This is a genomic window from Agrobacterium sp. 6Ca8 (genome assembly GCF_055382765.1).
Genome location: NZ_AP026434.1, coordinates 1,160,095 through 1,173,178, shown reverse-complemented (window position 1 = coordinate 1,173,178; position 13,084 = coordinate 1,160,095). Strand labels below are relative to the sequence as shown.

At 60.7% G+C, this 13,084-nt stretch carries 9 protein-coding genes; all 9 read right to left on the bottom strand.

All coding sequences use genetic code 11. From position 1 onward, the window contains the following. Window positions 1-26: 26 nt before the first annotated feature. From tssM to tssC, 9 genes are read right to left on the bottom strand one after another with little or no spacing between them, the layout of a single operon-like run. On the bottom strand, window positions 27-3,506 hold the full coding sequence (tssM, locus tag ACZ5A6_RS19585; RefSeq protein ID WP_464111302.1) for a type VI secretion system membrane subunit TssM: 3,480 nt from the start codon (window positions 3,504-3,506) through the stop codon (window positions 27-29). Next, on the bottom strand, window positions 3,503-5,014 hold the full coding sequence (gene tssL, locus ACZ5A6_RS19580) for a type VI secretion system protein TssL, long form (RefSeq protein ID WP_464111301.1): 1,512 nt from the start codon (window positions 5,012-5,014) through the stop codon (window positions 3,503-3,505). Before tssL ends, tssM begins: the two co-directional genes overlap by 4 nt. After that, window positions 5,011-6,351 (bottom strand): type VI secretion system baseplate subunit TssK, encoded by a 1,341-nt coding sequence (tssK, locus tag ACZ5A6_RS19575; protein WP_464111431.1) that lies wholly within the window; start codon window positions 6,349-6,351, stop codon window positions 5,011-5,013. The genes tssL and tssK overlap by 4 nt, the downstream gene beginning before the upstream one ends. After that, the gene (locus ACZ5A6_RS19570) at window positions 6,341-7,546 is read right to left on the bottom strand and encodes a type VI secretion system-associated FHA domain protein (protein WP_464111300.1); all 1,206 of its coding nucleotides are present in this window, start codon (window positions 7,544-7,546) and stop codon (window positions 6,341-6,343) included. Before ACZ5A6_RS19570 ends, tssK begins: the two co-directional genes overlap by 11 nt. 4 nt (window positions 7,547-7,550) lie before the next feature. Beyond that, the gene (gene tssG / locus ACZ5A6_RS19565; protein WP_464111299.1) at window positions 7,551-8,555 is read right to left on the bottom strand and encodes a type VI secretion system baseplate subunit TssG; all 1,005 of its coding nucleotides are present in this window, start codon (window positions 8,553-8,555) and stop codon (window positions 7,551-7,553) included. Between the two features lie 9 nt (window positions 8,556-8,564). Next, window positions 8,565-10,346, bottom strand: coding sequence for a type VI secretion system baseplate subunit TssF (gene tssF / locus ACZ5A6_RS19560; RefSeq protein ID WP_464111298.1), 1,782 nt, complete (start codon window positions 10,344-10,346; stop codon window positions 8,565-8,567). Continuing rightward, window positions 10,339-10,848 (bottom strand): type VI secretion system baseplate subunit TssE, encoded by a 510-nt coding sequence (gene tssE / locus ACZ5A6_RS19555; RefSeq protein WP_464111297.1) that lies wholly within the window; start codon window positions 10,846-10,848, stop codon window positions 10,339-10,341. The genes tssF and tssE overlap by 8 nt, the downstream gene beginning before the upstream one ends. After that, window positions 10,841-11,662, bottom strand: a complete 822-nt coding sequence (locus ACZ5A6_RS19550; protein ID WP_111796484.1) for a type VI secretion system accessory protein TagJ — start codon at window positions 11,660-11,662, stop codon at window positions 10,841-10,843. Before ACZ5A6_RS19550 ends, tssE begins: the two co-directional genes overlap by 8 nt. Next, a complete protein-coding gene (gene tssC / locus ACZ5A6_RS19545; protein WP_111802158.1) occupies window positions 11,659-13,053 on the bottom strand; it encodes a type VI secretion system contractile sheath large subunit in 1,395 nt (464 codons plus the stop codon). Before tssC ends, ACZ5A6_RS19550 begins: the two co-directional genes overlap by 4 nt. Window positions 13,054-13,084 lie beyond the last annotated feature (31 nt).

Genomic DNA, 13,084 nt, shown 5'->3' with positions numbered 1-13,084 from the left:
TTGAAACTCACCATTCCGTTCCGTCCCTAGAACTGCGCGGGGCAGGCGAAGCTGGCAATTGCATCCAGCTTGAACGGATTGAGAACCGAGCCGAACTGAATATCGAATTCGGCAGCCTGTCCGCCATTCTCAAACCGCACCCGCAGCAGATCACCCGACTGGTTCTCGATATCGGCACCGTCGAACAGGCGGAAGGGCGACCAGTCGCCATTTTCGGTTTTGGCCTGCTGCCAGCCGCCGGGCTGGAAAGCGATGCGTGACAGGCTTGCCGTGTTTTCGCGCGAAGGCCAGGTGATCGATTTCGCCTGGACCGGACCATGATAATAAACGACCCGCTCGCCCTCGATCTCCAGCATCACCGCGCTGGAGGCATTGGTGAGGGAGACGGGTTTGACATTGATCGAAACCGCCGGCGTCTCGCTACCATTCGGGAAAAAGGCGCGCGAAATCTTGTCGGCATTTTCGAACTGGGCGACGGCGCTGCTGGGAAGGCCGGCCGCGCCAAAGGTACCCTTCCAGCTCCATGGGGTCGTCGTCTTGTCGACAAACGGTTCCATGCGCTGTTTGAAGAAACTCTGGAAAACCCCTGCCGGCCCGAAGAGACGCGTGAAATCCGCAATGGCGACATCGCGCGCGGAAGTCCGGTCGAAGGGATAACGACCGGTGACGATCGAAGAGCACAGGGAGGCTGAATCTGATGCCCAGAGTTCGGCAATGCGGCTGCGAGCGGACTTCACCGCGAGCGAGCCGACATCCGCTGCCACGCCTGCCACCCAGACGTCGAGCGGTGCCGGCAGTTCGCGGGCCTGCTGCAGCAGGTCCTGATTGGCCTTGGTGAGCTGGCTGTCCACGTCGAACACCTTGGCGACTTCATCGGAGGTTGTTGCCGAGCGGGCAAGCTGTTCGTTCAGCAGCTTGAAATGCGCGAGCAACTGTTCCGATGGCGAACCACCGGTCTTGTCGCCATTGGCCTGCTCGCCCGTTGTGGCTGCGTCTTTAGTCGCCAGCATGTCGCGCAGTCTCGCATAGGGATCGGACGCATTCACCGAGGCCGCCAGAACGGCTGTGGTTGCGTCGCCTTCCGCAGCGGAGGCGAGGGTGGCGGGGTTTGCTCCGGGGCGGAGATCGGTCGCCTTCGCGATCGATCTGGCAGCCTCCATCACGATATTGCGCTCATTGGCAAGCGCGCGGGTCGTTTCCACTGCGTCGCCGAGGGTCTGGGACGGTCTGACCCGAAGGTCGGCCAGCATATCAACCCATTTTTTCTCAAAACGGTCGAAATAGATTTGTAGCGTGGCCTGCGCCACCTGCTCCACAGTCGCGCCCTTGATGGCATCATCAGAACCACGCACCCAGCCTTCGGAAAGTGCGATGCGGGCGGCATGAGCGACTTGCGGAATGACGACACGGTGATATCCGTCCGCAGTGAAGAGGCCCTCTATGCCCTCCGCCATAGGCGCTTTGCTGCGACGCTCGAAAGCACGCTCTCCAAGAGGACCGAAAGCCGCCGCGGGTGTCCATTCCATCAATTCGCGCACCTGCGGAAGACCGGCGAGAATATCGTAGGCGCGTGTGCTAATCGCTTGATCGCGGATCGTTTCGCGGGCGGTAGCGATGAGCCGCGCATCGAGCTCGATCGGTGCAAGCACGCCGTTGGCCAGCGCCTTTGCGTGCTGGTCCAGCGCTTCTCGCACCGCAGCCCTTCCATCACCAGGGTAAAGCGATGCGAACATCTGATGCGTCTGCACGGTCAGGAAATCGCGGTCCAGTGCACCCATCCCGCCCAGCATTCCATAGAGTTTCAGCGAATTGAACGTGCGGGTGACATCCTTCTCGTCCTTAAGCTGCTTTTGCAGCTGCACGATCATGCGCGGCAGCAGCAGGGCGTTGAGCGCGCGCTGATAGGCATCACGCTGGCGCCCGGCAATCTTGTCTTCCTGATCGAGACCGAAGCTGACATTCCACATGCGTTCGCGGGCAAAGCCGGAATTGGCATCGCGCAGATTGTCGAGCGCGGGGAGGATGCGCAGGAAATCGGCATCTGCGACGTCTCGTACGGGAATTCCCTGAACGAGTTGCTCATAAGCGCCAAGTTTGCGATCCGCTTCGGCGAGCGCCTGTGTATTGGCGAAATAGGCGAAAATCCAGCCAGTAAAGACAATGGCGACCGCGGCGGCGGATGCGCCATAGGCAATGCGCCGCACCAGCAATTGCCGCCCGGAAAGGCGTTTGTCGCGCATCACCAGTGCAGCTTCGGGGAAGATGACGTCCTTGAACAGCCGCGAGAGGAAGTAGCTCCGGCGGGTTCTGGGGGATGCGGGAGATCTTTCCGTTTCCGGCTGCGTTCCCGACGCGAGATAAACGCCGCGCAGAAGCGGCGCCTCAATGAGCGGCGAACTTGCGCAAAGCTCGGCAAGGGCTTCGTGCAGCCGGTCTTTCAGCCGCGCCAGCTCGGCCGGAAAACGGAAGATGCGTCCGCGTATCTCCGCATTCTGTTCCTGCTGCAGGCGTTCGATCAGCATGGCATCGACCCGCTGCTGCAGCAGCTCGAATTCTTCCGCCAGGCGCTGCGGCAGGTTCTCGGCGGAGTAGCTCTCATCCAGCTTGAAGGTTGCGCCCCAAACCTGCTGGCGATCGGTCTTGTTGAAACCGTCGAAAAACTCCACGAAACCATGCAGCAGGTCGGCCTTCGTCAGAACGATATAGACCGGGACCCGAGCGCGCAGATATTCGTCGAGTTCCGAAAGCCGCTGACGGATGGAGCGCAGTTCCTGCCGCTGTTCTTCGGGATCACGGTTGAGCAGATCGGGGATGGAGAGGGTAACCAATGCGCCGTTGATCGGCTGCGAACGGCGATATCGCCTCAGGAGGCTGAGAAAACCTTCCCAGCCGGCCTTTGAGGATCCGTCGAGATCGTCCTGCGTGGTATAGCGGCCGGCGGTGTCTATCAGGATCGCCTCATCGGCGAACCACCAGTTGCAGTTGCGCGTGCCGCCAATGCCCTTCACCGCATTTTCGCCGAGCGCATCGCCAAGCGGAAATTGCAGGCCGGAATTGGTGAGTGCCGTCGTCTTGCCGGAACCGGGGGCGCCGAAGATCACATACCAGGGCAGGTCGTAAATATAACCGAAGCGCTTTTTCGTGACGCGTCGCAAGAGAGCGAGCGCTTCCTTCAGGCGTGTCTGGATTTCGCCGATTTCCGCCTGCCGATTGGCCAGCGCCTCGCGCTCGATACTGTCGACGAGTTCCTTGTCCTGCTTGCGTCCGCGGTAGATCGTGACGACGATGTAGACAAGCCAGATGGCGACGATGATGCCGATGGCGATGAGCCGGGCCTGCACCGTTCCAAGCGGCTTGAAATCGCCGAGCGCAATCAGATAGCCGTAGAACCAGATGACGACGCAGAGCGCTATCACCCATAAAAGCGACAGGAAACGTCGTCCGACGAGGGCCGCATAGCTCTCTACATAGGAGCGGATCGTATAAAAATAGCTCAATGGATTCATGGCTGGGTCTCTCCCGGCTGCTGTCCCGGGCTGTTCTGTATGGGCGGCGAGAGAATGCCGGCATCGCTCAGTTTTTCATCGGGATTGGTCAGGACCATGATTTCTGTTCTGCGGTTTATCTGACGGCCTTCTTCCGTCTTGTTGTCGGCGATCGGGTCGCTGTCGGCCCGGCCTTCGGTCAGGATTGCTTCAGGGCCGGTGAATTGGGAAAGAATGTCTCCAACGGCCTTGGCGCGCGCCTCGGAAAGGTGCCAGTTCGATGGAAACTCCACCGTCTTGATCGGCACGGTGTCGGTATAACCGATGACCACCGCACGAAATTTCTCAGCCGCAAGCGCGCCGCCGATACGCTGGATGAGATCGCGGAACTGCGGGCTGACATCGGCGCTGCCTGTCGTGAACAGGCCCGAATTGTTGATGCGAACCCGCAGCCGCCCGTTCACATCCGCAAGGGTCACGAGCTTCCTGTCGACTTCTGGCTGCAGGAAGGCCATCAGCTTTTCAAGCCGGGAGGGTTGTCTCGGCTCCACGATTTTGGGTGGATCAACGACGCGGGGAGTTTCCACTTCAATTGGCGGCGGCGTTTGTGCAGGAGGGCTTGCGATCAACACGCTCGGTGTTTCGTTCGGCGGCAGATGAGCAAGTCTTTCGAAGGTGACATCGGATGCGCTGTTGAGCGACAGCGTGAAGAAGAGATAACCGAGCGCGAAGGCGAGCGCCATCAGCGACAGCAGGGTCCAGAGCGCCGCCATCGCGCGCAATGGCGTATGTCGGGCATCGACGCCTTTCCAATGCGGAGAAAGCTCCCGTTCGAAGGCGCCATATTGGCCGATCAGCGTTTTGTAGAGGCTGTCGCGGATGCGTGAAAGCTCGAGCGCTCCTTTCGGTGAAACGCGGGTTCGTCCCTCGAAAGCCAGCGACAAGCACAGATAGATCAGAAGCAGCAGATCCTTGTTGGCGCCGGGCGACTGGTGGAAATGGTCGAGAATGTCGAAAACCCGGTCGCCGCCAGTGACGTCATTGTGGAACGTGGAAACGAGCCCGGAGCGCGCCCAGCCTGCCCGCACACCCCAAGGCTTGCTGAGAACGACGTCATCGACCGTCGCGCAGACGACATAATGCGCAGCCCTTGCCCGCTCGGGGCTGATGCGGGCGGAGGCGAGGTCGCGTTCATAGCGTGTAATTGCTTCAACGCAGGCGCGGCGAAGCTGGTCGGGATCCGGCTCGGCATCGCTGAAGCGCAGCAGATGTGCGAGGTTGAGAAGGGGAGCTGCCGATTGCACAAGTGTCGGAACCTCCTCGCCGCCGAAGTGGAAACCGGTCAGCAGCTGTTCGACCGGCATGGCAGTCGCCTTTGCCCTGCTGGGCCCTGCCGGCTCGTCGGTCTCGACGATGTCCTCCAGGATTGCCGCCATGTTGCGGGCGTTCTGGTTGCGCCGGCGACTTTCCTCGGTGATCTCGACCACCGTTGGCAAGTCTTGCCAGGAAGAGGGGTTTTCCGTGCTCATTCGCGTAATGCCCACATTTCCATTTCAAGCCCGGGAAATTCTCCCGCCAAATGCAGGGCAATCGCCCCTGAAGTATCGAGCTGTTTCCAGAGCGGCGACTGCGTGTCGATCTCGAAATAAACGGTGCCGGATCGATAGGGTAGTTGCCGCGGCAGAACCGGCAGGGACCGCACGGGAATACCCGGCAGTGCCACATTAACCAGTTCGGAAATCCGTTCCACCGGACCGACCTTGATCTGTGCCGGGAGGCGACGGCGAATATCCTCGGCAGCCATATCCGCCCGCACGGCAAGCACGAAGCCGGCGTCGCGCAGAAGCGTGCGGTCGTGGATAGTGCCGACGCGGACGCCATGACGGCGTTCCACCAGTTCGATTGCGACGGCCGCCTGTTCCAGAACCGCAGACAGCGAGGTGCGCAGATCATCAAACACAGCGCCGAAGGTGGCTTTCAGATCGTCGTGTCGATAGGGCGGGAAATCTGTCGCCCGCTTTCTATCCGTGGTGAAGGTGGCGAGCTCGCCGGCAAGCTGGATGCAGTCTTCGTAAAAGCGGATGGGATGAAAACGCGTAGCGTTGGCACAGCGATGCGCCAGTAGCGGATCGGCCCGGTTCAGGATCTGCAGCAGGAAATAATCGCCCACTTCCGCCGTTCCACGGATCGTCGGGTCACCGATGCGTTCGGCGATCGCCTGGGCGCGGTGGCGCACAATCCCCAGAAGCTCCGTCAGCAATTCGTTGAGACGGGGCGCAGCCGCGCAGCTGAGGCTTGGCGGGATGAAATCAGGATCAAGAATGACCGCACGGTCGGAGCGGACTTCGATCACCCGCGCCAGCCCGATGAGGTCATAACCTGAAAGATCGTCACCGGTCTTGAGGAACTTCAGGCTCAGGCGGCCGACATCAATCGGGGCCACGAAATCCGTCTCTATATTGGTATCGGAGACTTGATAGGTGGATGCGGTGAAACGCACATTGTTGGTGTCATTGTGGCCGCTGGCGGACATGTCGGCCTTGCCCGGTTGCCGAGCCGGCAGGGCAAGATAAATGATGGCATTCTTGACGCTTTCATCGAGATCGAGCGGCGGCGGCAGGTCGGAATCTTCAGGCGCCTCGAAGGGCGTTCCATCTGGAAGAATGCCGCGCAGGTTCGACAGAGCGAATTGCCCTATCGACAAGGCGCTGCGATCGACCCCGATCTCGGCGACGCCCCACGGATAGGGCGAAAGGTTGCGTGTGGTGTTGCGCACCAGGCGTTCGGTCCAACGGTCGGACTGCTGAAAATGCTGGACGCGAAGAAACATGCCCTCGCTCCAGGCTACACGGTTCTCATGTCTCATCGTGGTCATTTACCCCCTTGGCATCGGCTGTGGCCGCGTCAGTCTGCCGTCCCGGCGCGGCTTCACCACGCGCTGCGCGCTGCAGGAACTGCCTGACCGGCAATGGACGGCCGTTTTCTTCGAATTGCTTTTTGTAGGCGGACCAATAGTCTGTTTTGGTGATTAGCCCCTGCCAGTCCCGGCGGCCGATCTTTGCCCGGAAATCGCTGCCGGCGTCGACAGACGCCTCGATAAGCCTCGGCTCGAGCCTTTGCGTGCAACCATGGATCAGGGTTTCAATCGCGTAGGCAAGTTGCCGCTGCTGGCGGATGAGCCTTTCCATCCGCTCGCTCAAGGAGGCTGACGAACCTTGGCCAGCGCGCTCGCTCTCGAGGTCGAGAACGGCTAGACAATCGGCGCTTTCCTGCTCCAACGTGGTCAGAAGATCGCCAATCTCCGGCGCGGTAGAAACGCCTGCAGCCGATACGTTTTCCACTCGTAAGTTTTCTTCTGTCTCCGGGAAAAGATTGTCGAAATCTTCGCTGCGGGCGGCCGAAACCGGGCGAGAGATCATGACGGGCGTGTTTAGCGCGTCGGTATGTTCGTGCTCGCTGCTTGCAACCGGCTCCTCATCCCAGTTATCAGGCAGAATGGCACTTATTCCATGCGCCGCGGGCGGTTCGCTCCAGCCGATCTCGACATTTCGCGAAATGGATTTCGCCTTCCGTTTGGCGCCCTCCCGCCATGTTTCGGACCAATCGTCGACGGAGGCAGTGTTACCCATCATGCCGCCGGCCGAACGGCCGTTCGGGGCGATATCCGCAAGGATCGCCGAAATGGTCAGCGGCTCGTCGCTCATTCGCAGGGATGCGTCGGGATCGGAAAAGTCCAGTTCGGCATCGCCGCTGATGGCGACCTGAAAAACCTGCCCGCCAATGTTGATTTGCGAACCGTCGCGGAGACGTGCGCTTTCGCCTTCGAGCAGCAGGCGGCCATCGACCAGCGTGCCATTGGCGCTCTGGTCCATTATCGTGAAGCCCTCGCCATCGCGGTTGAGCGTGCAGTGCAGCTTGGAAACACGCCGTTCATTGTCGTCGATCTGCCAGTCGCATTCCCGCGATCGGCCAATGACGCGGCGGCCGCGCTCGAAAGTCCACTGACTGGCTCTTGCTGCTCCAATATTGCGTGTGTCCTTGAGTGCAAGCTTCATATCCATGCCCTCACGCGGAAATTGCCGAGCCTTCCCGCTCGGTCACCACAGCGTCAGCGCTGTCTTGTTGGGCGGGTGCCACGCGAGCCCAGCTGTTCCAGCCAAGACGGGCGGGAGCATCGGACTGGCCGAGGCGGCAAAAGGGAATGTCCTCCTTTTTCAGGATCACCTGCACATCGAAGTGCAATGCGCTTCCGACGAACAGGCGTGTCAGAGAAAATATTTCCGCAAGCCGTTTCGAACCGGGCGTGAGGGCTAGGTAATCCGCATATGCGACAGGGCCGATCACGACCCGGAAGCCGCCGCTCATATCTTCGACAGCGCTTCCCGCTGTCGAGTTCTGTCCGAGCCTCAGTCCTGATGCCTTCCCCAGCTGGCTTTGTTCGTGAAGCGGTAAAGCCACCCAACGCCGGCGAAACTGTTCGATATGGACCGGAAGTCCCGTGAATTCGCAAAGCATTGATGTCAGGGCCGAAACATTGCGGTTGCGGCCGGCCAGAAGGCCGCTGAAACGCAGGAGCGCGTCTTCGCTCACGCCTGCTTTCTCAACCAGACCAGCGGTGCGGAACCCGGTGAGGGCGAGCAGTGTTTTGCGGAAACCGTTGTCCGTCTGACCGGCCGACCAGCGCAAACCCCTTGCAAGACGGTATTTTTCCGTCGCGGATACGAACAGTTCGCTGAACCTTGCCGCAAATAGGTTGAAGAAGCTCGCCAGCGCGCCCGAACGATTGCGTTCTTCCCGTTGCAGCAGTTCGCCGTAGGTCGGCGGTAGTGAACCAAGCGGCCCGACGATGGGCGCGAAGGCTGATTTCAGTTCGGCATGACCGCGCTTGCGGCTGAAACCGCTGACTGCAAGCGGTGTCGGCTGTATTCCACCATGGGCGCCGATGACGATCCCGTCATCCGCCGAAACGAACTGGGCGACGCGAAACGCGGTTGCAGGGTCAAAACGGCCGGGATCGTTGCTGAGAAGCGCCGCCTGTCTGTCTTTGATGGTTGGCGTCTGCTGTTCCATACCCGTCTCCTAAAGCAGCGGCCGGTCGGCCACGCGGGCTGGCCAGCGGGCAATCGGTTTGGAGTGGCCTCGCATCGTCGCCGTCAGTCGCGTGAAACTGTTGATCGAGGTGTAGAGCCCGAAGAAATGGTTGAGGACGCCGGCGAAAACAAATGCGGCAGGTCGCGCGATCAGTGCCGGGTCAAACTCCACCGTGATATCTGTTCCCGGTACCATGGCCGAGCCAATCCGGGCATGAGAATTCTGCGCCTCGACATGGCTGATCGCCTCCACGATCTGTCGGGTTTCCGGGCTGTCCCTGAAGGAATACAGTGACAGAATGTCCTTCAGCGGTGCGCCGCCGTTGTCGCTGAGCGAGAGATGGTTGAGGAGAAGATGTGAGATCAGCCGCCACTCGCGTGCCGAACGCTCGTTGACGCGGATCGCCTCCGTCGGCGGCATCAGTGCATGGATGGATTTCACCGCCTCGTTACCGGTAGAAAGCTGCAGGAATGGGTGCCCGCCGCCAAAGGGAAGCTGGCTTGGCAGTTCGCGGTTGAGGCAAAGTGTATCGATGCTTGCCACCATGTCGAGCGGCCCAAGCGGGCCGCGCTTCTGATCCACGAAGGCGATGTCCGTATCGGAAGAGCCGTCATCATCGAACCGGCGCTGTATCTGCCAGTAAACGTTTGCGCCATTATTGCGCTGTGTGCGACCAAAAAACGGAGACGTCTTCTCGGTCTGTCCGGAACGGCTGGTCAGTTGAACGTTTTCAACGGCATAGATCTCGCGCGTCCGCTGCCGCCGTGCATCCGGCAGCAACCTGTATTCCGTCCGCGTACCATCAAGACTGAGCGGTTCGCAACTTTGTTTGAACAGGTTGATCACCGGTGAGGCGTTCAACACAAAATCTCTGACCGACACCATGCGCTCAAGCCGCGTGTCCGCCGCATCCAGATAAATGTATAGCTCGCAGTCGCCGCCGCCCCATTTCTGCAGGCCGTCAATATCGAGAAACAGAAATTTCTGCGGCAGCGCGAAGAATTCGGTGAGAAGCCGGTATCCATCAAAACTGTTGGCTGGATATGGCAGCATGGCTTTATCGCGAGAGTACCCGGACGGCGTAAGACTTCCGGCGGGCAGGAAAACGGCTTCCTTGTCCTCGGCGTGACGCGCAAGCGCCATGCCGACGCAATGGTTGGTCAAAAGCTCGTAAAGCGCTGTCGCCTGCTGCCATGCGGCGGACAGGAAAATCTGCAGTTTCGTCAGTCCCATTTCCGGGAAAGTACCGCTGCGCGGGGCCGTGCTGCGTAGCGAAAGCCTCAAACAGCTGGCCGTGCCGGCAAAGGACGCCGAAAAAGGGGCATCGATCGGCTGACCGGTGAGTGTGGCAGCTGCGATCTCCAGTGGAACGATCTCGACGTCCTGCGTGGTGCGGAAACGGCAGCTTTCGCCGCCAACCGGTTCGGCGAGAATTTCGCTGTGGCGGGGAAGCGTCTGCACGGTTGCCAGCGCCGGGCTCGGGGCGAATTGCACGACGCTCATCGAAGGGATCGGGGCAAGATAATGCGGATAGAGCGTTTCCAGCAGACTGTCCGACAGTTCGGGGAATTCGTCATCCAGCTTCTGGCGCACCCGGGCGGCGGAATAGGCGAAACTCTGGATCAGACGCTCGACATGCGGATCGTCGGCAACGTCGCCCGTCATCCGCAGCCTTCCGGCGATCTTCGGAAACGCCGCCGCGAAACGAGATGCGCGCTTTCGCAGCGCAAAAAGCTCGTCATTGTACTTTTCGAGGAAGCCTTCAGCCATTCGTCGCCTCCACCAGGAATTGCTGCGTGGAAGGATCGATCCGGGATTCAAAGCTGATCGGCGGCATTCCTTCCTGTAGGCGGAAGCTTGCCTGTATGCGCATGCGAAGCGCCCGGTCACCATCCGTGCGGTTTTTCAGGATCGTCACATGCACGTCGGCAAGGCGTGTTTCGAACAGGGAAATCCGCCGCTCGATGCTGCGAGCGAGTCGCGCCTTGGAGGCATCCGTCACCAGATTGGCTGAAAGAATGCCGTCCACGCCGTAGCTTACGAGGGCATCGGACAGTTCCTTCAACGCAGCCGGCGGGCCGGCCGGGTTGCGGCGAGTATTGAGCAATGCCTCGAGGTCGCGGCGGATCACCTCGCGCATCTCGCGGGCCTGATCCTTCAGGCTAACGAGCATATCCGTTTCCGCATCCGGCGCGTCATCGAGCAGCCGGTCCAGAACCGAGCGCGACAGCATCCTTTGCCCTGCGCGATATTGCTCCAGCGGATCAACCACGAGCGATCTGCCTTTCTTCGTCGGACAGGGCGGAAAGCGCGCCGATTTCGTGGAACGGCACAACATCGTCGCCAATCAGCAGGCAGCGTTGGCCGAGACCCGTTATCAGTGGTTCACCCTCACTCCAGTGCGTTTCTCGACCGAGAAGGAGGCCGACATCGTCGCCCGCACCGTGATAGATCGCAGGAAGCAGCACGGATGCGACTGCCCCGTCGCGCAACGTCAGTTCGGCGCCGCGAAAGGCGAGGTCGCGCGGGCGGCTCATGGGGTCGATGCTGAGGCTCTCGATGCGTCCGTAATCGATCCAGAGATAACGTCCGCCATTGGTCAGGACTTCCAGCGCATGCGGAACCCGATCGTCCAGATCGCGGATGTCGCCGGCGCTTTTGCCGTCGTGGCCGATTGGCACATTGCCGCGTTTTTCGTCGAGTTCATTCAACGCGTCTTTCGCGCCCTCGACGTCGCCGCTCCGCGCGGCAATGTTCGCCCGGATGGCCAATTGGTCAAGTTCGGAGGGGCCGCCGGGGAAATCCGGTACGGCGCCGCTTTCAAACCACGCATTGCGTGCGGCCATGGCGCGCAGCTGGTGGCGGAAGAGGGAAAAACCGACGCTGTCCTGCGGTGAGAATGTTGCGGCCAGATTGCATTGCGCATCGGCCTTTTCATAGTCGCCGGCGAGGACCAGCAGATCGATGTAGAAATGGCGGCCATCCTTGTCGGTCGGCCTGGTTTTCACATGGTCCCGCGCGAGCCCGATTGCGTCTTGCAGCTGGTTGTCGTCCAGGAGGCGGGAAATTTCGTCGCGCAGCGTCATGCGGATATCCTTTGCGGCTCGGCCGAAGGCCGGGATGCGGCGGTGGCCGGCATCATGGTTTCGGCAATGAGGTGGAAGCTCGTGGAGACGTCATCGAGCTGGAAATGCGGCTGAAGGCGGACGGTACATGAGAATGTTCCGGGCTTGCCGGGAACCTCGAAGACATTGATCCCTGCAGAGCGCAGCGGATAGCGCGTGCGCAACGCCGCCTCCGCATCGTCGTTGCCGAGCGTATAGGAGGAAAGCCAGCTTTCCAGTTTACGCTCGATGGTCGTGGCATCGCTGAGCTGGCCGATGTCATCGCGCATGATGACCTTGAGGTAATGCGAGAACCGGGAGGCACACAGCACATATTGCAGCATGGCAGCGAGGCGGGCGTTCTGCCTCGCCGCTTCGGTGGAGTAATGGCCGGGTGCATGCAGGGATTGGTTGGCGTTGAAGATCGCCATGCCGGAAAGATAGGTTGTGGAGACTGGTATGATGCCCAGATCGGAAAATTGCTGTTCCTGCCCAGTCGTCAGTTGCACTTCCACGGGCGGCTGGGCGGACAGGCCGTTACTCTCGATGCCGAGATCAAGCGGTGGCAATTGTCGGGCAGAGAGCATGCCGCCATCCACGGCGTCCTGTGTCACACCGCGCAGATCCGCAAACCAGCCGGAATCGACGAAATTGCGCACCACAACCGTTGCGAAGGCAAAGGCGGCGTTGCCCCACAGCAGGGTCTCGCCGCTTTCCGCCACATGCTCGCGGAATGGAAATCCGTCATCCCGCCCGCGCGCATAGGGCCTGTAGGGAGAACGTAGCAAAACGCGCGGTGCGACAAGGCCTACGAAGCGTGAATCGTCGCGTGCGCGAAGCGCATTCCACCGCAGCCGCGATTTCTCCTGTTTCAGCCAGGAAAAGTCATGGACCCGGCTGAGCTCCGAAAAGTCCTGCAGCCCAACGGTGGAGGGCGAAGCCGCCGCTACGAAAGGGCAGAAGGCGGCCGCAGCCACCATGCCGATCTGTGACAGCGTAGTGATGGAATCGGCACCATCAAGATCATCAGGGGAAAAGGCGTAGTCACCGATCAGAAGGCCGACCGGTTCGCCGCCCGGCATGCCAAATTCGCGGTTATAGACGACCTCGAAAAGATGGCTCTGGTCGAAGTCGGTGGCGCGTTCCGTGTTACGGGCAAGGTCGCGCCAGCTGGCGTTCAGCAGTTTCACCTTCACGTCGGTGCTGCGGCCCGCCTCGCGCACGACCATGGCAAGCCCGCGCCATCTCGCCTCCATCGCCTGAAAATCGGGATGGTGGAGAATAGCGTTCACCTGGCCGGTCAGCGCATCGTCGATGAGGGCGATGAGCTGGTCGGCGAAAATACGGGCGTCCGTGAAGGACTGATGCGCCATGAGTGTGCTCCGGATGATGAACGGGGCCGGG